Here is a 19,432-nt window from a genome sequence, read left to right as displayed (position 1 = left end):
ATGGAATTGTGGTCGCCCCCTATATGCGCTCGCATAGGAAGAAATTCCAGTGGCGCAAGGGCAATTAGCGCCCGAAAATCAGGGGCCCAAAATCAGAGCGGTTTGAACTCCTGCATGCGCCAGCCGCCGGCTTCGGCCAGGCACAACTCGCCCTTGTAGAGGGCGACGCCATCGAAGCTCTCGCGCGTGGCGCTGAAGCGGCGGCAGGTCAAGTCGCCGTCCTTCAGCTCGACCAGCTCGGTGATCGCGCCGCGCGAGCCGGTGCCGGCATTGGCCCAAGGTACCGTCTGGCCGCCAAGCTCCTTGATGTCGGCGGAAGAAACGGCGTTGCCGATGGTGGTCTGGTCGGAGTCCTGGTCGGAGATAGCCGGCGCGGTTGGCGAAGACGGCGCGCTGGCGGTGATGATCGAGCGGTCGACCTCGGCCTTTTGCAGGCTGAACCCGCCGGCGCCGCAGGCGGCAAGGGGAAGCGCCAAGGTCAGCAGCGCAGCCTTGGCACTGGCCGAAGCGATAACGCTCCATTGCCCGCTGTCAAAAGCTTGCGCGATACGCGACAATCGGCGAACTCCTCCCGCAATGTTAAAAATTTGGAAAACTATGAACGAAACCGAGTTAACAAGCAGTGACTTCACCGAAGCGGCGGAGCCGTTCCGGCTCTTTGCCGTATGGCTGGAGGACGCCACGAAGAGCGAGCCCAATGATCCCAATGGGGTCGCGCTGGCAACCGTCGACGCCGACGGCATGCCGGATGTGCGGATGGTGCTGCTCAAAGGGTTCGACGAAAAAGGCTTTGTCTTCTACACGAATTTCGAGAGCGCCAAGGGCCGCGAGATTCTTGGCAGCATGAAGGCGGCGATGTGCTTCCACTGGAAGTCGCTGCGCCGCCAGGTGCGGGTGCGCGGGCCGGTGGAGATCGTCAGCGACGCCGAGGCCGACGCCTATTACGCGACACGGCCGCGCGGCAGCCGCATCGGCGCCTGGGCGTCGAAACAGTCGCGGCCGCTGGAGAGCCGCTTCGCGCTGGAGAAGGCGGTGGCCGAATACACGGCGCGCTATGCCATCGGCGAGATCCCGCGGCCAAAACATTGGTCGGGCTTCCGCATCGTGCCGCAGACGATAGAGTTCTGGCACGACAGACCGTTCCGGCTGCATGACCGTGTCGTGTTTTCACGCAACGCCGCCGGCGGCTGGGACAAGACCAGGCTTTATCCCTGAGGGCGGGCGACGCGTTCAGCTCTTCTTGCGCGTCATGAAAGCGGTCAGCGCGGCGCGGGCCTCTTCGGAGGTCAGCCGCTCGCGAAAATGCTCGGCTTCGACCTTGATGCGGGCGATGAGCGCTTCGCGCGGCTCGCGCATCAGGTCGCGCGCGATCTTCAGCGCCTGCGGCGGCTTGGCGGCGATGCCCTTGGCGGCGGCCAGCACCGTGCCTTCCAACGCCTCTTCGGCGACGACGTCGTAGATCAGGCCGGCGGCCTTGGCGCGCTCGGCCGAAAAGCCCTCGCCGAGGCCGAGCAGCGCGAAGGCGCCCTGCCGTCCCAGCAGTTGCGGCGCGATTAGGCTGGAGCCGGCTTCCGGCACCAGGCCGAGATCGACGAAGGGCGTGCGGAACAGCGTACGCGGCGTGGCGAAGGTCAGGTCGCAATGCAGATTGAGCGTGGTGCCGATGCCGACGGCGATGCCGTCGACGCCGGACACCATCGGCTTCTGCGACATGGCCAGCGCCATCAGGAAATCCCATACCTCATTGCCACCCTCGCCGCCGGTGGCGATGACCAGGAAATCGGCGAGGTCGTTGCCGGAGGAAAAGGCGCCCGGAACGCCGAGGAAGACATGCACGCGGACCGCCGGATCGGCGTCGCCTTCGGTGAGCGCCGCCGACATTTTCGCGTACATGGCGCGCGTCAGCGCGTTCTTCTTGTCCGGGCGGTTGATGCGGATGATCTGCACGGCGCCCTGGCGCTCGACGAGGATATGGTCTGTCACGGTTGGTCCTTTGAGCGTCGGGGTGCTTCAGCGGAAATCAGTGCCTTGCCAGCGGCGACGAGGCTTTCGGCGCCGTCGATGACTCGCTCCTTCAAGGCGCGGGTCTCGCCGAGCAGGTTTTCGGCGAAGAAGCGGCAAAGCGCGATGCGGCTGCGGTCTGCCAGGCCACCCTGCGCCAGATAGGCGCCGCCGGCGGCGAGCGAGATCAGGCGCAGATAGGGCGTGGCGCCGGCCATCGCGGCGTCCGCCTTGCCGTCGGCAAGCAGTTTTTGCAGGAAGCGCGTCGCTTCGTCGAGATCGGCCAGCGCGCGGTCGAGATTGTCGGCGGTGCGGCCGAAGCCTTCGATGTTGGAGGTGCGCACGGCTTCCGCCACCGCTTTCAGTTCGCTGATGTAACCATGCACATGCTCGCCGCCGCCGAGCGGCAGCTTTCTCGAGACAAGGTCGATCGCCTGGATGCCGTTGGTGCCTTCATAGATCGGCGCGATGCGAGCGTCGCGATAAAGCGCGGCAGCGCCCGTCTCCTCGATGAAGCCCATGCCGCCATGCACCTGGACGCCCAGCGAGGCGACCTCGACGCCGACATCGGTGGAGAAGGCCTTTGCCAGCGGCGTCAGCAGGCTGGCGCGGTCATGCCATTTCGCTCCTGCCTCGCCCTCGCCGACGCGGGCGCGGTCGATGGCATGGGCGCAGGAATAGCTGATCGAGCGGGCGATCTGGGTCAGCGCCCGCATGGTGAGCAGATTGCGCTGCACGTCCGGGTGATGGACGATCGGCGCCATGCCGGAGCCCGCATAGGCGGAAGCCTTGCCCTGGCGGCGCTCATTGGCATAGGCGATCGCCTTCTGCGTCGCGGTCTCGGCCACCGCCACGCCCTGCATGCCGACGGCAAGGCGGGCGTTGTTCATCATGGTGAACATGCAGGCGAGCCCCTTGTTCTCCTCGCCGATCAGCCAGCCGATGGCGCCGGGCTTGGCGCCCTGGAAACCGTCGCCATAGATCATCGTGCAGGTCGGCGAAGCATGGATGCCGAGCTTGTGCTCGAGGCCGGAACAGAAGACGTCGTTGCGGGCGCCAAGCGAGCCATCGTCATTGACGAAGAATTTCGGCACCAGAAACAGCGAGATGCCGCGCGTGCCGGCCGGCGCGTCGGGTAACCTCGCCAGCACCAGATGCACGATGTTGTCGGTGAAATCGTGCTCGCCATAGGTGATGAAGATCTTCTGGCCGAAGATGCGGTAGGTGCCGTCGCCAACCGGCTCGGCGCGGGCGCGCAAGGCCGCGAGGTCCGAGCCCGCCTGCGGTTCGGTCAGGTTCATCGTGCCCATCGACTCGCCAGAGACGAGCTTTGCGAGATATTTGGCCTTGAGTTCCGCCGAGGCGTGTTTGTCGAGCGCCTCGACCGCGCCCATGGTCAGCGTCGGGCCGATGCCGAAGGCCATGGCCGCGGAGTTCCACATTTCGAGCGCGGCGACGCCGAGCATGGTCGGCAGGCCCTGGCCGCCGTACTCCTCCGGCCCCGACAGCGCGTTCCAGCCGCCTTCGATCCAGCGGCGGTAAAGCTGCTTCCAGCCTGGCGGCGTGGTGACGGCCGCATCCTTCAGCACCGCGCCATGCTCGTCGCCGACCTTGTAGAGCGGAGCCACCTCCTCGCTGGCGAAACGCCCCGCTTCGGCCAGGATCGCGTCGACCAAGTCCTCGCCGAAGTCACCGAAAATGCCGGCATCCAGCGCCGGCTTCAGCCCCGCCACGTGCTTGAGCGTAAAGGCGATGTCCTCGACCGGCGCGCGATACATGTCTGCTCCTCCTCCGACCCAGCCAACCGTAACGCATGGCCGACGCGAAACCATGCGTCGATTTCGCACCTTCTTTTTACGTAAACGTCAAACTTTGTCACGCGGATTTTGCATAGACGCCGCTATCCGCGGCGGAGGGAGCCGGCGCCCGATCCATTCAAGGTCCCGTCGCTGTTTAGGCGCTGATCGATCCTCAGCGTATGCTGCGGCCCACCGCCTGCAGCGCCAGGAAGGCTTCGTAGCGGCGGTCGTGCCAAGCGCGGATGTCACCGGACGCAGGTGTAAAAACCTCGCCAAGCCGGGACATGGCAGGCATGGCGCTCGACAGTCGTAATGCCCGGCCGCGACGGCACCGAGCATCGCGGCGCCCAACAGCACCGGCTCCGGCGACTGCGAGGCGGCGACCGGCAGGCCGGCGGCGTCGGCGAGCAGCTGGCGCGCCAGCGGCGACTGCCCGGCGCCCCCGCTGATGACGATGGTGTCGACGGCAAGGCCGGACGACGCCATCGCCGCAACGATCTGGCGCACGCCGTAGCCCAGACCGCAAAGCCCGGCCACGTAGAGGCCGCCGCCGACTGGCCGCCCTCGCTCAGCCAGACCCAGGCCCATGGCGAGAAGTAGGGCCCCAGACTCCGGCACGAAGGCCGGATCTTGGCTGCTCGCCATAGGAGGCCGACGAGGACCATGTCGACGGAGCGGCTCCGATGCCAGCGAACATCAGCCCCGCTATCAGGCCGCGCGCGTCCGGATCGGCCAAGGGGAGCGGTTGCCGAGGAATTCGGGCACGACATGGATGCTTCCCGCGAGCTTGGCGGCCGCCGATAGGTCGGGCGAAGCCGCCGCGGCGGCCGCGGCCAGCCAGTCGACCAGCGATTGCCTTCCGCCGCGGCGCGCGCGGAAGCCTCGGCTTGCGCCGGGTGAAAATGCACCAGGAGATCGATGGCCGCGCCGGCGGCCGACTGGCCGCCTCGCTCAGCCAGAACCCAGGCACCATGGCGGAGAAGTAGGGCCCCCAGACTCCGGGCACGAAGGCCGGATCTTGGCTGCTCGCCATAGTGCAGGCCGAGGTGCCCAGCACATAGGCCATGCGCGAGGAAATGGTGCCGGCATCGCCGGAAGCACCCACCGTGCCGACACCGCCGGCATGGGCATCGATCAGCCCGGCGGCGGCGACCGTGCCCGCGACCAGCCCCAGCTCGGCCGCGGCCTTCTCCGTCAGGCCGGCGCCCACCGCCGTGCCTGGGTCGACCACTTCGGTGCCGATGCGGGCAAAACCTTCATCCGCGAGCCCGCCGAGCCCGACGGCATGGAAATAGCTGTCGTCCCAGCGCCGCTCGTGGCCGAGATAGGTCCATTTGCAGGCCAGCGTGCAGACCGAACGGGCGAGGCTGCCAGTGACGCGCCAGGTCAGGTAGTCCGCAAGGTCGAAGAAATGCCGCGCCTTGGCAAAGGTCTCCGGCAGGTTCTCCTTCAGCCACAAAAGCTTCGGGGTTTCCATCTCGGGCGAAATGACGCCGCCGACATAGTCGAGGACGGGATGGCGGAGGGCATTGATGCGCCTGGTCTGATCGAGGGCGCGATGGTCCATCCAGACGATGATGTTTCGATCGCTGTCTCCGGAACGGCCGACCGGCAGCGGCTCGCCATCGTCGCCGATCACCACCAGGGAACAGGTCGCGTCGAAGCCAATACCGCCGATCTCCCGGGGATCGACGCCCGCCTTCGCGACCGCCTTGCGTACGCTGGCGCATACCGCCTGCCAGATGTCGCGGCTGGACTGCTCGGCGATCTCGCCAGGCTCGACGAAGAGCGCGATGTCGCGCTTGGCCGAAGCGAGCAACTCGCCGCGCTCGTCGAAGACGCCGGCGCGCGCGCTGCCGGTGCCTACATCGATGCCGAGGAAGTGGGAAGGCATTGGGGAACCTCAGAAGCGGGGGAGTAGGGGAGTAGGGGAGTAGGGGAGTAGGGGAGTAGGGGAGTAGGAAGATTGTCAGTCGTGAGCAGTCCATCGCAAGGGCAGAGGTCTTTTTACCTGCTCCCCTACTCCCCTACTCCCCTACTCACTACAAATCATTGCTCTGCGGCAGGATCACCAGATCCCGGATGGTGATGTTTCTCGGCCGCGTCAGCATGAACAGGACGGCTTCCGCGACCTCGACAGGCTGCATCAGCCCGCCGGCCGCCAGCTCGTCCTCAAGCTTCTGCTTCGGCCAATCGCTGATCAGGGCCGTCACCACCGGGCCGGGCGCCACGGCGCCGACGCGCAGGCCGTGCTTGGCGACCTGACGGCGCAGCGTGTGGACGAAGGCCTGGATGGCGTGCTTGGAGGCCGTGTAGACCGGCTCCCAGACGACGGGCACCAGCCCGGCGATCGAGCTGGTGACGATGATGTCGCCAGTCTTGCGTCCGACCATGTGTGGCAGCACCGCATGCACCGAACGGAACACCGAGTTGATGTTGAGATTCAGCATGCGGTCCCAGGCATCCGGATCACCGTTGAGGATCTCGCCGCCGACATAGGAGCCGGCATTTGCGTGGAAAATGTCTAGCTGGCCGGCCTTGTCGAGGATGCCGGGCAGCATGGTCGCCACGCTGGCGGGGGTGGTGAGGTCGATCACCAGTGGGATCGCGCCGTCGCCGAACTCGGCGACGACCTCCTTCAGCCGGTCCTCGGCGCGGTCGACCAGCACGACGCGGGCGCCGGCGGCAAGCATCGCCCTGGCGCATTCGAGGCCGATGCCCGATGCCGCGCCGGTGACCGCGGCGACTTTTCCCGAAAGATCTTGAGCCATGTGTACCCTTCTCGTTTGAACGGATCAGGCGCGGCCGTGCGAGGCACGGGAACGGCGCGCGAGGGAGTCGACGATCACGGCGATGGCCAGAACGGCACCGGTGATCATGTATCGAAGCGACGAGGACAGATCGAGCAGCGTCAGCCCGCTGGCGATCGACTGGATGACGATGATGCCGAGCAGCGCGGAATAGGCGCTGCCGCGGCCGCCGAACAGGCTGGTGCCGCCGATGACCGCGGCCGCGATGGCGTTCAAATTGACGTCGCCGGTGCCGGCCTGCTGGCTGGCGGAAGCGAGCCGGGCGGCTGCAAGCACGCCGCCCAGCGCGGCGAACAGCGAGCACAGGGCGAAGGCGCTGAGATAGATGGCGCGCACCTTGATGCCGGCACGCCGTGCCGCCTCGCGGTTCCCGCCGACGGCGGTCATCGAACGCCCCCATTTGGTCCGGGTCAGCGCATAGTTCATCGCGACGACTAGGCCAACGAAGAGGCCGAACATCCACGGGATGCCGCGCGACTGGTTGAGGTACGCGACGATCAGCTCGAGGCTGATCGTTATGGCGGCGACGCGCAGGACGAGCCCGGCCACGGACGGCGTCGACAGATTGGCCGCGCGTCTGCGCGCGAAGGTGCGAAGCCCGCTGACCAGCATCGCCAAACCCGGGATCGCGGCAAGCGTGTGCGAGACCCATTTCGGCATCACCATCAGCTGGCCGAAATCCACCAGGGCCGAGCCATAGGGCAGGTTGATCGAGCCGGTGGAGCCGAGGATGTAGAGCTGCATGCCCAGCACCGCGAGCAGGCCGGCCAGCGTCGAAACGAAGCTCGGCATGCCGAGGCGGTTGAACAGCAAGGCATAGAGCGAGCCGATCAGGGCGCCGAAGGCCAGCGCGGCCAGGATCGCCAGCGCGACCGGCCAGCCCTGGTTGACCCACAGCGTGCCGACCATCGCCGAGGCGAAGCCGCTGATGGAGCCGACCGACAGGTCGATCTCGCCGACCATCAGCACGCAGACGATGCCGAGCGCGATCACACCGACGGTCGAGCAATCGAACAGGAGATTGACCAGATTGCTGCTCGAAACGAACACCGGGTTGAGGCTGGTGAAGACCGTCCAGATCACCAGTAGACCGACGATGACCGGCAGCGAGCCGAGGTCGCCGCTGCGCACGCGGTCGAGAAAGGCGCGGACCGCCCCGCCAATGCCGGCCTCATGCTTGACGCGCGCATCGGCGCGGTCGAGCGCCAGGGGAGCCGAATTGCCTTGCTCCGTCATGGGCGCTGCTCCCCCGCCTGTGCGCTGTGATCGCGTTCCATACGCAGGCGCTCGGCGCGCCGCGACACCGCGTTGTTGGACGCGCCGGTGATGGCGCTGACCAGATCCTGGTTCGAGGCGTCGGGTTCGAAGACGCCGTTGTTGCGCCCGAGCCTCAGCACCACGATGCGGTCGGCGACGGCGCGGACATCCTCCATGTTGTGGCTGATCATGACGACGCCGAGACCGCGCGCGCGGACGCGGTCGATGAGGTTGAGTACTTCCGCCGTCTGCGCGACGCCAAGGGCGGCGGTCGGCTCGTCGAGCAGGATGAGTTTCGGCTCGAGCAGCAGCGAGCGCGCTATGGCGACCGTCTGGCGCTGGCCGCCGGACAGTGAGGCGACCGCTTCACGCACGCTTGGAATGCGCGCCGACAATTCGTTGAGCAGCGTCCAGGCGCGCATCTCCATCGCCACCTCGTCCAGCCGAAGCGGGCTGAGCTCGTTGCCGAGGAAAATGTTGGCGACGACATCGAGGTTCTCGCAAAGCGCGAGGTCCTGGAACACCGTGGCGATGCCGAGCGTCAGCGCCGCGCGCGGGTCGGGCAGCGTGACCGGCCGACCCCGGAAATTGATCGTTCCCGAGCTCGGCTGATGCACGCCGGCCAGAATCTTGACCAGTGTCGACTTGCCGGCGCCGTTGTCGCCGACCAGGGCGACGACCTCGCCTGCATGGACGTCGAAGTCGATATCGGTCAGCGCCGAGACGGCGCCGAAATTCTTCGATATGCCGCGCAGGCTGAGCACCAGCTCGCCGACGGATGCCGACCCTTCAGGACTTTCGCTCATGCGCCGCCTTTCTTGACAGTCGTTGCCTGGACATCCGGCCGCCCATGGGCGGCCGGATGCCAATTGATCAGTTGGTGATGCCGAGCTTCTTGCAGCCTTCGGCATAGCGGTCGACGCAGAGCTCGGCCGCCGTGTTGATCTTCTTGTCGATGATCTCGGCCTTGAGGTTCTCCTGCGTCACCACCGCTGGCGTGAAGAGCTGCGAGGGCGTGTCGTAGAGCGTCATCTCGGCCTTCGGCGTCTCGCCCGACAGGAGCTTGACGGCGACGTTGGCCGCGGCGGCCGCGACAATCTCGCTCGGCTTGGAGATGGTGTTGTACTGATCACCGGCGATGATCAGTTGCAGAGCCGCGATCGTCGCGTCGTTGCCGGTCACCGGCGGAACCGGATCGACGCCGGCCGCCTTGAAGGCCGCGATCGCGCCGCCGCCGGTGCCGTCATTGGCGGCGACCACGCCGAGGATCTTGGCGCCGAAGCGCGTGACTTGGCCGCTCGCCCATTGCTGGGCCTTCGGCGGCGCCCATTCCGGCGTGTCGAACTCGGCCAGGATCGGGTAGCCGCTGTTGTCGAGGCCTTCGTGGATGCCCTTCTTGATGAGACCGGCGGCCGCGTCGGTCGGCGAGCCGTTGATCTGCAGCAGGCCGCCATTGGCCGGGTCGACCTTGAGCGCCTTGAGATGCTCGACCAGCGAATCCGCGATCGCCTTGCCGATGCCTTCATTGTTGAAGGACACGTAGAAATCGGCGGGCGCCGTCGGAATGGGCCGGTCATAGGCGATCACCTTGACGCCCTGGCTCTGCGCCAGCTTGACCAGCGAGGCGGCGGCGGTGGAATCGACCGGATCGAGCACGATCGCTTTGGCGCCTTGCGAGATTACCGAATTGAACTGCTGCTGCTGGCGAGCCGCATCCGCATCGGCGTTCTGGTAGATCACCTTGCATCCGGGGCACAGTTTCTTCATCTCGGCGACGAAGCCCGGATAGTCGTGCTGCTCGTAGCGGGTCGATGCCTGGTCGGGCATCAGGAAGGCCACCGTGGCGTCGGTGACGGTGTCGGCGAAGGCTGCCGTGCTGCCGAGCAGCGAGACGGCGAAAACGGCCGCGATGGTCGATTTCAAGGCAAACGGCGATTTCCAAGCATGTCTGGTCATTCGAATGTCTCCCTTTCGAGAAATGGTTTCACGGGCCTGCGCGGTGAACGGCGCGCCAGGCCTTGACTGCATGTCGAACTGTTGAAAGGAGTATGATCAGTCGGCTGAGGATCGATCCGATCCTGGTAAAGCCGCGCAAACATCCTCCTGAAGTGCTGGATTTCACAACAAACGATCTCCAGCACCGGGTGCGTTACACCCCGCGTTCTTCCTTCCCTGAATGTCTCTTTTGTGTTGACGCAATTCCTTTTGGAATTGCTTTGAGCTCCTCCCGGTTTCCTCCCTGTTAGGCGGCAATCTCCGCGTTGATGTTCTCAGCCAGCAAGGCCCGGAAGCGCGAAGGCGACATGCCTTTCTGCGCCAGGAACTGGCGGTTGAAATTTGAGATGTTGTTGTAGCCGGCGGCGTAGCAGATCTCGGTGATCGACATCTGCGCCTCGCTCATCAACAGCTGGCAGGCAAGGTTGATGCGCAGCCGGTTGACATATTGCACCAGCGCCATGCCGGTGTGGCGGCGGAAGCTGCGCGAGAAGGCGCTCGGGCTGCGCCCGGCGATCTCGGCCAGCGTCCCTTCGCTGAACGGCTCGGTCAGGTGGCAATTGATGTAGGCGAGCGCCTGGTTGATGCCTGCCGACATGAAGCCGGAGGGGTCGGGCAGATAGCCGGCGCTGGCCAGCGTGCGGACGTCGCCGGCGCGGTTCAAGATGTCGAGCACGGCCATGAACAGCGACAGGCGACGCACGCCCTGCGCCTCGGTCAACTCCGCCAGCAGAGGCTCCGCAAGCTCGGCCGTCGCCGGCGAGAACAGCGCGCCGCGGCGGCTGGTTTCAAGGATACCGGCGCAGGCGGCAAGTTCGGGCAAGGCGGCTGAAGCGCTGGCGATGAATTCTTCGGAGAACTGGACGACGCGGCCGCGCAGCGGCACGGTCTCGCCCGGCGGCACGTCGCTGACCCAATTGTGCGGCAGGTTCGGCCCGGTGAGCACCAGATTGCCTGGCTCGAACTCACCGATGAAGTCGCCGACGAAATAACGGCCAGTGGTGGCGACGACCAGATGAAGTTCGTATTCGGGATGGAAGTGCCAGCGCACGGTGCGGAAAGGATAGCCGTGGGCCCAGGCCTTGAACGACTCTCCCTGTCTGATCTGGACGACTTCCAGGTCCGGATTCATGTTCATTTCCTCCCCGCGCGGGTCCGGTCTTGTGACCGGTTGCTGCGCTTCGTCAGGCGGGCCCGTCTCTTCCCACTGGCCGCCGTGATTGAAAGCTTAGGCGGCAATTGAAGCCCCTGCCACCACGGCTTGTCCACCCAAGCGATACTTTTTTGACGTTTTGGAGCGGACCGAAGCAAGCCGATGTTGTGAAAGCAATTCCTTAACCATAGCGGTTCAGGATCGTCCCCTGGTCAGTGGGGACACCCTGATTGAAAAAGCTGGCGCGCCCTCTTCGCCGCCTGGCGTTTCTCGCTGCGGCGGTTGCGCTGGGTACGGCGGCACAGGCCTCGGATTTCTCCGAGCCGTGGAAGAATGCCGCCCGCCCGCTGGTGATCGACGCCTACGAATACAATTCGATCGACTGGCAGCAGCTCGTCACCGACAAGCGCGTCGCCGGCTTCATCAACAAGGCTTCCGACGGGCTGCCGCCGCCTTATTTCTGCTTCGGCGCCGAGGCGGACGTGAAACTCTGCAAGGCGCAGTGGAAGCGCTATGCGGTGACGCGTGAATTGTTCCAGACGCGCAAGATCGTGGCCAAGGCGCTCGGCCTGAAATGGGGCGCCTATCACCTGGCGCGGCCCGGCAACCCGGTCGAGCAGGCCAATAATTTCATCGATTTCGCGGAACCGGCGCCGGATGAGCTGATGGCTCTCGACATCGAAGGCATCGATCCGACGCAATGGATGTCGCTGGATGACGCCGAGGAATTCGTGCGGCAGGTGCACCGCCGCGTCGGCCGTTTCCCGGTGCTCTATGTCAATGGCAAGACGGCGCAGTATATCGCCGACAATCGCTACCAGTACCGTCTGCTGTCGCGGCTGCCGCTCTGGTATGCGCGCTACAAGCCTGACATCGACGTGCATTTCCCGATGGGCAACTGGCAGAGCTATGCGCTGTGGCAATTCTCGGCGCAGGCGAATTGCGGCCGTTTCCGCTGCCCCTACCGGGTGCCCGGCACGCCCAACGACATCGACGTCAGCGTTGCGCCGATGAGCGCCGATGATCTGCGCCGGCAATGGGCGTTTGGCGGTTTGCTCGACGTGCCGGCCGATTATCTCGCCTCGATCCCGGTGCCGGTCTCGCGCGAAAAAGCGCTCGCCGGCAAAGTCACCATCACCTATGCCGACGTGGCGACGCCGCCGACCGTCGAGGAAATGGTCGCGGTGCTCGGCGCGCGCTGGGAAAAATTCCGCGACGGCTTCCGCATGCCGGTGGTGAATACGGTGCCGCCGCGCCCGAGCTTCGGCATCGTGCAATATGTCGCCTGGAAGCAGACCGAGCAGCACACGCCCGAGCAGGTTGACGCGGCCTTTGCCGCCGCCGATCCGGTCAAGACCGCTTCGACCGCTCTGGACCGTAGGCGGCACTGAATGCCAAGCATCAGCGATGGCTGCCCAGGCTCGCATACATGCCGGTGGTGCGGAACTGCGTCGGCGTGATGCCGTAGAAACAGCGGAAGACCTTCGAGAAATAGTTCGCATCCTCGAAGCCGCAGAGCACAGCCACCTCCTTGACCGGCAGGAAATCGGCCTTGGTGAGCAGCTTGGCCGCGCGCTGCAGGCGTTGCTGCAGGACGAACTCCGCCGGCGGCAATCCTTCGCTCTCGGCGAAGCAGCGCGAGAAATGGGCGCGGCTGAGGCCGCTGATCTCGACCAGCTCCGCTACCGGCAGCGGCTTGTCCAGATTGGCGTTGATATGATCGATGACCGACTGCATGGCGCTCTGCTTCTCGGCGAAGGCGTGCGAGCCGAAGACATCGTCGTAAAGCGCCATCGCCGCCTCATAGGCGATCGCGGAGGCGGCGCCGGGCGAAGCGGCACCCTTGATCAGCCGCAGGCTGCAATCGGCAAGGTGATCGACGGTCGCCGGCTGCAGCCGGAACACCGGGCCGGAGACGCTGAGGATCGACTTGTGGACGCGCAGCGCCTCCTCACCGTTCATCGAGATCCAGAAGTATTCCCAGCGGTCGCCCTGCTCCAGCCAGTAGCGATGATTGTGCGGCACCAGAACCAGCAGCGTGTCGTTCGCCTGCAGACGGTAGTTGCGGTTCTCGTAGCGCAGCTGACCGGTGCCGCTTATCGTGTGCTGGAGCACCGTGAACGGGGTCTGGCCACGCTTTCTGCCGTCCCAGTCATAGGTTTCGTCCTCGCGCACCTCATAGCCGGTGCTTGTCGGCATGGCATGCAGCCGCTGGCGCCCGCGGGGCAGCGAAATCGTCCGCATCAGCTTTCCATTGGCGATCAGGTCCCGCAGCACAAAATTACCCTCGAAAGCATAATCCTTCTCTGGCGGTGCCCGCCAATAAGGGCATAATCCAACTTCTCAGAACGCGAAAGACCCGCGGTCGAGGAGCGGGCGGGAGGAGAAAGAGCCGGATTTCCGGCTTTGAGTGGCTGGCGCGCGATGGCGCGTGGCCAAAGCCTCCTTTGTCGCTCCTTGCCTGGCATTCAGTTGGACCAAGGTGAAGGTGATGAGCTTCAAAATCGCTATTATCGGCGCCGGCAGCGTCGGCTTCACAAAGAAGCTGTTCACCGACATTCTGTGCGTGCCTGAATTCCAGGACATCGAATTCGCGCTGACCGACATCAGCGAGCACAATCTCGGGATGATCAAGGCGATCCTCGACCGGATCGTCGAGGCTAACAGACTGCCTACCAAAGTGACGGCGACGACCAATCGCCGCGAGGCGCTGGAGGGCGCGCGCTACATCATCAGTTGCGTGCGCGTCGGCGGGCTGGAGGCCTATGCCGACGACATTCGCATCCCGCTGAAATATGGCATCGACCAGTGCGTCGGCGACACGATCTGCGCCGGCGGCATCCTCTACGGCCAGCGCAACATTCCAGTGATCCTCGACTTCTGCAAAGACATTCGCGAGGTCGCCGCGACCGGCGCGAAATTCCTCAACTATGCCAACCCGATGGCGATGAACACCTGGGCGGCGATCGAATATGGCAAGGTCGACACGGTCGGGCTCTGTCACGGCGTGCAGCACGGCGCCGAACAGATCGCCGAGGTGCTCGGCGCGAAATCGCCCAGAGAGCTCGACTATGTCTGCTCCGGCATAAACCACCAGACCTGGTTCATCGAGCTCAAGCTGAACGGCCGGCCGATCGGCAAGGACGAACTCGTCGCCGCCTTCGAGGCGCATCCGGTCTATTCGAAGCAGGAAAAGCTCAGGATCGACGTGCTGAAGCGCTTCGGCGTCTATTCGACCGAAAGCAACGGGCATCTCTCCGAATACCTCCCCTGGTACCGCAAGCGCCCCGACGAGATCACGCGCTGGATCGACATGTCCGACTGGATCCATGGCGAGACCGGCGGCTATCTGCGCTACTCGACCGAAACCCGCAACTGGTTCGAGACGGAATATCCGCAGTTCCTCGAAGCGGCGTCGAAGCCGATCGATCCGTCAAAACGCTCCAACGAGCATGCCAGCCACATCCTCGAGGCGCTGGAGACCAACCGCGTCTATCGCGGTCACTTCAACGTCCGGAATAATGGCGTGATCACCAACCTGCCGCAGGACGCGATCATCGAATCGCCCGGCTTCGTCGACCGTTTCGGCATCAACATGGCGGCCGGCATCACGCTGCCGGAAGCCTGTGCCGCCACCTGCATGGCCTCGATCAACGTGCAGCGCATGTCGGTGCATGCGGCGATCGCCGGCGACATCGATCTGTTGAAGCTCGCCGTGCTGCACGATCCGCTGGTGGGTGCGGTGTCGACGCCGGAAGAGGTCTGGCAGATGGTGGACGAGATGGTGGTCGCCCAGGCTCAGTGGCTGCCGCAATATGCGCACGCCGTTCCGGCGGCAAAGGAGCGGCTTTCGAAAGCACACGTCAAGACCCGCGAATGGGCGGGTGCCGCGCGGCGCAACGTGCGCTCGATCGAGGAATTGCGCGCCGAAAAGGCGGCACTGAAACAGGCCGGCTGAGGCCTAACGGCAAGCAGGCCGGGTCGCGGGAGGCAGCTCGGCAAGAAATTCACAAGAGGCGGGCAGCAGCAGACGTCCAAAAACATCTGGGAGGAGACTATGAGGACTTTTCGTAGAACTGCCATTGCCGCCGGGCTGATGCTCGGCGTTTCAGTCCATGCGCTCAACGCCTTCGCTTCCGAGCCGACGATCCCGCCGCAGCCTGCGACATTCCCGGCCGAGGGCAAGATCCACTATGTGGCGCGCGACTCCATCCTGGAGTTCAAGGCGCTGCCGGAATATCACGAGCCGGACTGGGTGACGGAGAAATACGTCAAGACCGGCAAGCTGCCGCCGGTCAAGGACAGGCTGCCGAAGGAACCGCTGGTCTTCAAGACGGCCAACATGCCGGATGGCATCGGCGTCTATGGCGACACGATGCGCCATGTCATCGGCGGCAGGCCGGAAGGCTGGAACTACGGCGCCGGCCAGACGCAAGGCTGGGGCGGCATCGATATCGGCCTGTCCGAATGCCTGACGCGCACGGCGCCGCTGTTCCAGGTCGAGGCCAAGGACACCGAGCCGCTGCCCAATCTCGCCAAGAGCTGGGACTGGTCGAGCGACGGCCTCAAGCTGACCATGCATCTGATCGAAGGCGCCAAATGGTCGGACGGCGCGCCTTTCAATGCCGACGACGTGATGTTCTACTGGGATGACGAGGTGGTCGATCCAAACGTCTCGCCGCTCAACGGCGCCACGCCGGAAACTTTCGGCGTCGGCACGACGCTGAAGAAGATCGACGACTACACCGTCGAGTGGACCTTCAAGGAGGCATTCCCGCGGCAATATCTCTATGCCATGGCCTATGGCACTTTCTGCCCCGGCCCCTCGCACATCCTGAAGCCGCAGCATCCGAAACATTCGAAGAACACCTACGACCAGTTCAAGAACGCCTTCCCGCCGGAATATATGAACATGCCGGTGATGGGCGCCTGGGTTCCGGTCGAATACCGGCCGGACGACATCATCGTCATGCGCCGCAATCCCTATTATTGGAAGGTCGACGAGAAGGGCAACCAGCTGCCCTATCTCAACGAGCTGCACTACAAGCTCTCGACGTGGGCTGACCGCGACGTCCAGGCTGTTGCCGGCTCCGGCGATTTCTCCAACCTCGAGCAGCCGGAGAACTTCGTCGCCTCGCTGAAACGCGCGGCTGACAAGAATGCACCTGCACGCCTCGCCTTCGGCCCGCGTCTCATCGGCTACAATCTGCGCATGAATTTTTCCGCCAATGGCTGGGGCAACCCGGACGAGCGGGGCCAGGCGATCCGCGAGCTGAACCGCAACGAGGACTTCCGCAAGGCCGTCACCATGGCGCTCGACCGCAAGGCGCTGGGCGACTCGCTGGTCAAGGGTCCGTTCACCGCCATCTATCCAGGCGGCTTCTCATCCGGCACCAGCTTCTATGACCGCAAGTCGACGGTCTATTATCAGTTCGATCTCGAAGGCGCCAAAGCATTGCTCGCCAAGGCCGGCCTCAAGGATACGGATGGCGACGGCATTGTGAACTTCCCGGCCGGCACCGCCGGCGGCAAGGATGTCGAGATCGTGATGCTGGTCAATAACGACTACACCACCGACAAGAGCCTTGCCGAAGGCGTGGTCGCGCAGATGGAGAAGCTCGGCCTTAGGGTCGTGCTCAACGGGCTTAACGGCACGCAGCGCGATGCCACACAATATTCCGGCCGCTTCGACTGGCTGATCCGGCGAAACGAAACCGAGCTCACCTCCGTCGTTCAAAATACTGAGCAGCTCGCGCCGGTCGGTCCGAAGACCAGCTGGAACCATCGCGCGCCGGAAAGCGGCCAGGTCGACCTGATGCCCTTCGAAAAGGATCTCGTCGACATCGTCAACAAGTTCGTGTCGACGCAGGACAACGACCAGCGTGCCGAGCTGATGCGAAAGTTCCAGAAGATCTCGACCGAGCATGTCTACAATGTCGGCCTGACGGAATATCCGGGCGCGCTCATCATCAACAAGCGCTTCTCCAACATCCCGCAGGGCACGCCGATCTTCATGTTCAACTGGGCCGAGGATTCGATCATGCGCGAGCGCGTGTTCGTCAAGGCGGACAAGCAGGCAAAGTATGAGTTGTTCCCCAAGGAATTGCCCGGCAAGCCTGGCGATAAGGGACCGATGGATTAAGCTTACCTCCCCTGACCGAGAGACGTCCGGCCGTGCCGCGGTGCGGCCGGACAAGCGAAATCTCCGAACGCACCCGAGGGAGCGGCGGGCAGACAAGAAGGCGGACGATCCGATGCTGCGGTTCCTGCTCATGCGCATCGCCTCGGCGATACCGGTTTTCGCCATCTTAAGTCTCGTCACCTTTGCCATCATCCAGGCGCCGCCGGGCGACTATGCCGACTACATCAAATCGCAGCTGATCAACCAGGGCGGCGCCTCCTATGCCGAAGCCGATGCGCAGGCCCAGGCCTACCGCGTCGAGCATGGCCTCGATAAGCCGTTGCCCGTCCAGTATCTCAACTGGATCGGCGGCATCATCACGCGCGGCGATTTCGGCTACAGCCTCTACTACAACAAGCCGGTGGCCGATGTGGTGGGCGAACGCCTGCCGCGCACGCTGGTGCTTGCGCTGGTCTGCCACCTGCTCGCCTCGGTGCTCGGCATCACCTTCGGCATATGGGCGGCGACGAGGCAGTATAGCTGGATCGACTCCACGCTCTCGGCGATCTCGTTCCTGGGGATGACGGTGCCGCGCTTCCTGATGGCGCTGATCATCGTCTATCTGCTGGTCTTCCAGTTCAACGTGTCGGAGATCGGCTCGTTCTTCTCGCCGCAATATGGCGGCGCGCCATGGTCGTGGGCGAAGTTCGTCGACCTGGTCAAGCATGTCTGGCCGGTGGTGGCGATCGCGACCTTCGGCGGGCTCGCCTACAACATGCGCGTCATGCGCGGCAACCTGCTCGACACCTTGAACATGCAGTATGTCGAGACGGCGAAGGCCAAGGGCCTGACCGGCGGCGCGGTCGTCATGCGGCATGCCGTGCCCAACGCGCTGCATCCGCTGGTCATGTATCAGGGCGTGGTGCTGCCCTATATGCTGACCGGCGAGATCGAGACGGCGATCATCTTCGCGCTGCCGACCGTCGGCCCGGCCATCGTCGGTTCGATGGCGGTGGGCGACGTCTATGTGACCGCCACTTTCATGATGGTGCTGTCGGCGACGCTGATCGTCGGCAACATCATCGCCGACATGCTGCTGGTGCTGCTCGACCCCCGCATCCGACAGTTCGGGGAGCGTTAGATGCTGGCGCGCGACCCCTCCCCGCCGCCCCTTCCCCCCTTGCCGGCCGAAGGCGTGGCCATCGCCGAGCCGGCGCATGGCAATGAGAGCTACATCGCGCTGGTCTGGCGCCGGCTGAAGCGCTCCTGGACCGGCATGGCCGGGCTCTTCCTGGTCGTGCTTCTGCTTCTCATGGCGGTATTCGCGGATTTCATCGCACCTTCGGATCCGAAGGCGACCGATATCGCCTTCGCGCCACCGCAGGTGCCGAGCTTCCATGACAAGGATGGCAATCTCACCTTCCGGCCAAGGATCTATGCGCTGGCCGACTCGGCCGATCTCGATCCGGTCACCTTCCAGCCGATCGTCGGTCCCGACTACGATCATCCGCGCCTGCTCGGCTTCATCGTCGAGGGCGCGCCCTACAGGCTCTTCGGGCTGATCCCGGCCGACCGGCATTTGTTCGGGTCGATGGACGGCCAGCCGGTGCATTTCCTCGGCACCGACAAGTTCGGCCGCGACGTGCTCTCGCGCGCCATCCACGGCTCGCGGGTTTCGCTGATGATCGCGCTGACGGTGGTCTTCATCATCACCGTTATCGGCACCACCGTCGGCATGGTCTCCGGCTATTTCGGCGGCAAGTTCGATATCTGGATGCAGCGCTTCGTCGAGCTGGTGCTCGCCTTCCCGCAGCTGCCGCTCTATCTCGCGCTGACGACGCTGATCCCAGTCACCGCGCCGACCAATGTCTTCCTCGGCTTCGTCATCATCGTCATGTCGGCGCTGGGCTGGGCGCAGATGTCGCGCGAGGTGCGCGGCAAGACGCTGGCGCTGGCGCGGATCGATTATGTGCGCGCCGCAATGGCGGTCGGCGCCACGGACCGGCGCATCATCATGCAGCACATTTTTCCCAATGTGATGAGCCATGTCATCGTCGCGGTGACGATCGCCATCCCGACCGTGGTGCTGCTCGAAGCCTTTCTCGGCTTTCTCGGTTTCGCCGTGAAGCCGCCGCTGATCTCCTGGGGACTGATGCTGCAGGACACCGCGACCTATTCGGTCATCGGCACCTATCCGTGGATCCTGTCGACGGTCGGCTTCGTGCTGATCACCGTGTTTGCCTTCAACGCGCTGGGCGACGGCCTGCGCGATGCCGTCGATCCGTATTGAGGTGGC

Annotated in this window: 15 protein-coding genes and 2 pseudogenes; 6 read left to right on the top strand and 11 right to left on the bottom strand. The window is 64.6% G+C overall.

What is annotated here, in order from left to right; translation table 11 throughout:
* Positions 1-92: 92 nt before the first annotated feature.
* Positions 93-557, bottom strand: coding sequence for an RT0821/Lpp0805 family surface protein (locus EJ068_RS24880; protein WP_127252853.1), 465 nt, complete (start codon positions 555-557; stop codon positions 93-95).
* A 40-nt stretch (positions 558-597) separates the two neighbouring features.
* Here EJ068_RS24880 and pdxH point away from each other — a divergent pair, with 40 nt between their 5' ends.
* Positions 598-1,215 (top strand): pyridoxamine 5'-phosphate oxidase, encoded by a 618-nt coding sequence (pdxH, locus tag EJ068_RS24875; protein ID WP_126078580.1) that lies wholly within the window; start codon positions 598-600, stop codon positions 1,213-1,215.
* Positions 1,216-1,230: 15 nt separating this feature from the next.
* On the opposite strand, the gene EJ068_RS24870 is transcribed toward pdxH, so the two are convergent.
* The 9 genes and pseudogenes from EJ068_RS24870 to EJ068_RS24830 form a co-directional block, all read right to left on the bottom strand.
* Complete coding sequence (locus tag EJ068_RS24870) at positions 1,231-1,983, bottom strand: crotonase/enoyl-CoA hydratase family protein (RefSeq protein ID WP_126078581.1); 753 nt, start codon at positions 1,981-1,983, stop codon at positions 1,231-1,233.
* Entirely contained in the window at positions 1,980-3,779 is a 1,800-nt protein-coding gene (locus EJ068_RS24865; RefSeq protein WP_127252852.1) for an acyl-CoA dehydrogenase family protein, read from the bottom strand. Before EJ068_RS24865 ends, EJ068_RS24870 begins: the two co-directional genes overlap by 4 nt.
* Positions 3,780-3,972: 193 nt before the next feature.
* Positions 3,973-4,343: pseudogene (locus EJ068_RS24860) on the bottom strand (FGGY-family carbohydrate kinase); the annotation flags it as partial.
* Between the two features lie 133 nt (positions 4,344-4,476).
* Positions 4,477-5,694: pseudogene (locus EJ068_RS24855) on the bottom strand (FGGY family pentulose kinase); the annotation flags it as partial.
* A gap of 148 nt (positions 5,695-5,842) precedes the next feature.
* Positions 5,843-6,571: an SDR family oxidoreductase gene (locus EJ068_RS24850; protein ID WP_126078584.1), complete on the bottom strand. Its 729-nt coding sequence runs from the start codon at positions 6,569-6,571 to the stop codon at positions 5,843-5,845.
* 24 nt (positions 6,572-6,595) lie between these two features.
* Positions 6,596-7,846, bottom strand: coding sequence for a sugar ABC transporter permease (locus tag EJ068_RS24845; RefSeq protein ID WP_127386358.1), 1,251 nt, complete (start codon positions 7,844-7,846; stop codon positions 6,596-6,598).
* Positions 7,843-8,673, bottom strand: a complete 831-nt coding sequence (locus EJ068_RS24840) for an ATP-binding cassette domain-containing protein (protein ID WP_126078585.1) — start codon at positions 8,671-8,673, stop codon at positions 7,843-7,845. Before EJ068_RS24840 ends, EJ068_RS24845 begins: the two co-directional genes overlap by 4 nt.
* Before the next feature lie 67 nt (positions 8,674-8,740).
* On the bottom strand, positions 8,741-9,823 hold the full coding sequence (locus EJ068_RS24835; RefSeq protein WP_127253092.1) for a sugar ABC transporter substrate-binding protein: 1,083 nt from the start codon (positions 9,821-9,823) through the stop codon (positions 8,741-8,743).
* Positions 9,824-10,109: 286 nt separating this feature from the next.
* Entirely contained in the window at positions 10,110-10,994 is an 885-nt protein-coding gene (locus tag EJ068_RS24830; protein ID WP_129554918.1) for an AraC family transcriptional regulator, read from the bottom strand.
* A 251-nt stretch (positions 10,995-11,245) separates the two neighbouring features.
* On the opposite strand from EJ068_RS24830, the gene EJ068_RS24825 reads away from it, so the two are divergent.
* A complete protein-coding gene (locus EJ068_RS24825; RefSeq protein WP_129554917.1) occupies positions 11,246-12,406 on the top strand; it encodes a glycoside hydrolase family 25 protein in 1,161 nt (386 codons plus the stop codon).
* A 10-nt stretch (positions 12,407-12,416) separates the two neighbouring features.
* Here EJ068_RS24825 and EJ068_RS24820 read toward each other — a convergent pair whose 3' ends face one another.
* Complete coding sequence (locus tag EJ068_RS24820; protein ID WP_127386422.1) at positions 12,417-13,259, bottom strand: AraC family transcriptional regulator; 843 nt, start codon at positions 13,257-13,259, stop codon at positions 12,417-12,419.
* A gap of 247 nt (positions 13,260-13,506) precedes the next feature.
* Between EJ068_RS24820 and EJ068_RS24815 the strand changes: the two genes are divergently transcribed.
* From EJ068_RS24815 to EJ068_RS24800, 4 genes are all read left to right on the top strand, one after another.
* A complete protein-coding gene (locus EJ068_RS24815; protein ID WP_127253087.1) occupies positions 13,507-14,973 on the top strand; it encodes an alpha-glucosidase/alpha-galactosidase in 1,467 nt (488 codons plus the stop codon).
* 99 nt (positions 14,974-15,072) lie between these two features.
* Positions 15,073-17,157, top strand: coding sequence for an ABC transporter substrate-binding protein (locus EJ068_RS24810; RefSeq protein ID WP_127253085.1), 2,085 nt, complete (start codon positions 15,073-15,075; stop codon positions 17,155-17,157).
* Between the two features lie 112 nt (positions 17,158-17,269).
* A complete protein-coding gene (locus EJ068_RS24805; protein WP_129554916.1) occupies positions 17,270-18,277 on the top strand; it encodes an ABC transporter permease in 1,008 nt (335 codons plus the stop codon).
* Positions 18,278-19,426: an ABC transporter permease gene (locus EJ068_RS24800; protein ID WP_129554915.1), complete on the top strand. Its 1,149-nt coding sequence runs from the start codon at positions 18,278-18,280 to the stop codon at positions 19,424-19,426.
* Positions 19,427-19,432: the final 6 nt, after the last annotated feature.

The organism is Mesorhizobium sp. M2A.F.Ca.ET.043.02.1.1 (assembly GCF_003952405.1).
Classification (GTDB): Bacteria; Pseudomonadota; Alphaproteobacteria; order Rhizobiales; family Rhizobiaceae; genus Mesorhizobium.
This window is presented reverse-complemented; position numbering and strand designations above follow the sequence as displayed.

Excerpts from the sequence above, each read along its gene's own strand:
- pdxH (WP_126078580.1), top strand. The coding sequence starts at position 598 with ATGAACGAAACCGAGTTAACAAGCAGTGACTTCACCGAAGCGGCGGAG.
- EJ068_RS24865 (WP_127252852.1), bottom strand. The coding sequence starts at position 3,779 with ATGTATCGCGCGCCGGTCGAGGACATCGCCTTTACGCTCAAGCACGTG.
- EJ068_RS24850 (WP_126078584.1), bottom strand. The coding sequence starts at position 6,571 with ATGGCTCAAGATCTTTCGGGAAAAGTCGCCGCGGTCACCGGCGCGGCA.
- EJ068_RS24845 (WP_127386358.1), bottom strand. The coding sequence starts at position 7,846 with ATGACGGAGCAAGGCAATTCGGCTCCCCTGGCGCTCGACCGCGCCGAT.
- EJ068_RS24840 (WP_126078585.1), bottom strand. The coding sequence starts at position 8,673 with ATGAGCGAAAGTCCTGAAGGGTCGGCATCCGTCGGCGAGCTGGTGCTC.
- EJ068_RS24835 (WP_127253092.1), bottom strand. The coding sequence starts at position 9,823 with ATGACCAGACATGCTTGGAAATCGCCGTTTGCCTTGAAATCGACCATC.
- EJ068_RS24830 (WP_129554918.1), bottom strand. The coding sequence starts at position 10,994 with ATGAATCCGGACCTGGAAGTCGTCCAGATCAGACAGGGAGAGTCGTTC.
- EJ068_RS24820 (WP_127386422.1), bottom strand. The coding sequence starts at position 13,259 with ATGCGGACGATTTCGCTGCCCCGCGGGCGCCAGCGGCTGCATGCCATG.
- EJ068_RS24815 (WP_127253087.1), top strand. The coding sequence starts at position 13,507 with ATGAGCTTCAAAATCGCTATTATCGGCGCCGGCAGCGTCGGCTTCACA.
- EJ068_RS24810 (WP_127253085.1), top strand. The coding sequence starts at position 15,073 with ATGAGGACTTTTCGTAGAACTGCCATTGCCGCCGGGCTGATGCTCGGC.
- EJ068_RS24805 (WP_129554916.1), top strand. The coding sequence starts at position 17,270 with ATGCTGCGGTTCCTGCTCATGCGCATCGCCTCGGCGATACCGGTTTTC.
- EJ068_RS24800 (WP_129554915.1), top strand. The coding sequence starts at position 18,278 with ATGCTGGCGCGCGACCCCTCCCCGCCGCCCCTTCCCCCCTTGCCGGCC.